The organism is Neisseria sp. P0001.S005 (assembly GCF_051963715.1).
On sequence record NZ_JBQCTZ010000398.1, the window covers coordinates 1 to 1,415 of the forward strand.

At 48.1% G+C, this 1,415-nt stretch carries 3 protein-coding genes; all 3 read right to left on the bottom strand.

All coding sequences use genetic code 11. From position 1 onward, the window contains the following. The coding region (locus tag ACTHSP_RS20550) for a Csp1 family four helix bundle copper storage protein (RefSeq protein WP_440346830.1) at positions 1 to 334 on the bottom strand (334 nt) is incomplete at its 3' end. 301 nt (positions 335 to 635) lie between these two features. Then, a complete protein-coding gene (locus ACTHSP_RS20555; RefSeq protein WP_049329449.1) occupies positions 636 to 1,064 on the bottom strand; it encodes a hypothetical protein in 429 nt (142 codons plus the stop codon). 8 nt (positions 1,065 to 1,072) lie between these two features. Beyond that, positions 1,073 to 1,415 (bottom strand): outer membrane protein assembly factor BamE (locus ACTHSP_RS20560; protein ID WP_440346831.1); only part of this gene is annotated, 343 nt, incomplete at its 5' end.

Below are 1,415 nucleotides of genomic sequence, written 5' to 3' on the forward strand. Positions count from 1 at the left end.
TTGCCAAAGACGGAGTCAGGCGTGAATTTTGGGCAGCGAGGTTTTGCAATGTGCCGCACAGTGCCAACATTTGGTTAACGCCGGTTGCGCAGTCTTTCATGGAAGTATCGCCGGAACTCAACAGGGCGATGCAGTGCGCCAAACAGATTTGACCGGCTTCAACGCAATGTGCAGCCGCTTTGCGCGCAGCTTCGTAGGCGCGCGGTGCAGAATGCGCGTGACCAGCATGACCGGCGTGGTGTGCATGACCTGCATGGTCGTGAGCGCGGGCAAAAGAAGCGGCGGCGGTGAGGGAAACAGCAGCGGCGCTGCCGATAAATTGACGACGGTTCATAAGATAGAGTCCTTTTTGCTTTGTGAAATGATATTACGAATGATTAAATCTATTCGATAACAATAGGTTAACATATTCTTTGTTTGTAAACAATAAAGTCTGTTTGAGCTTTCAGACGGCCTTATGTTTGGATTTGCGCGTTAGGTTGATGTAGTTTTCTTTTCCTGTATCAGCAGCTTCAACAAAGCTGCCGTGCCATCAAGACTGTATCAGCATATCCAGCAATAAAGGTTTTTGCCAATAAAAAGAAAAGGCCGTCTGAAAAATATTCAGACGGCCTTTATTCAAACTAAAGCCTACATCAGATGACTTCTAAAATGAAGTACTGACGCAGTTTCTCGTACACATTATTTTGTACGTTGATACAACCATTGGTTATGATGCGGTCGGCCACGTGAGGGGAGACAATGCGTTCCATGCGTCTTTCCTGCGGCTTGAGCGTCCATACCCTGTGTAACGCAAACAGAAAGTCATTTTCTTCTTTGAAGCCGATAACCTCGCCACCGTAACCCGGTTTGCTGGTCATCATCGGCGTCATATTGAATTTGCCTTTCGGAGTGGTCTTGCCAATCAGTACCGGATGGCACTGACCGTCATCGGCAAAGCAAAGCTCCGCCTTAGCTGTATTGACCACAACTTTTTTACGCTGGATATAGTCACTGACAGCATCGGCAGCGGCCAAAGAATTCAGACCTGCTGCCAAGGCTATACCCAATAGGATCCGTTTCAAATTTGTCCTTATTGACGGATGCGTTTAGGAGCTTCTTTAATGATCTCGCGGATGATCACTTGAGGCTCTTGTTTAGGTGTAGGTGCTGGAGGAGGACATACGGCATCTTTAGGGAATACTGGATTCCAGAAGAAGCTGCGTGCAAATTTGTCTTTGTCGTAGATCACTTTGTATTGGCAAGTAGTGATGCCTTCAACGCCGGAAGTGTTTTCAGGGTCAACACCTACGCCTGGGGTGTAGAAGTGGAACAGGTAGTCCCATTCACGCACGCCAACCATGCCTTCGTCGTAGTGAGGACGGCCGAGGATTTTGTAGATGTCGTCTTTGGTCAGGCCAGGACGCATTTGATCC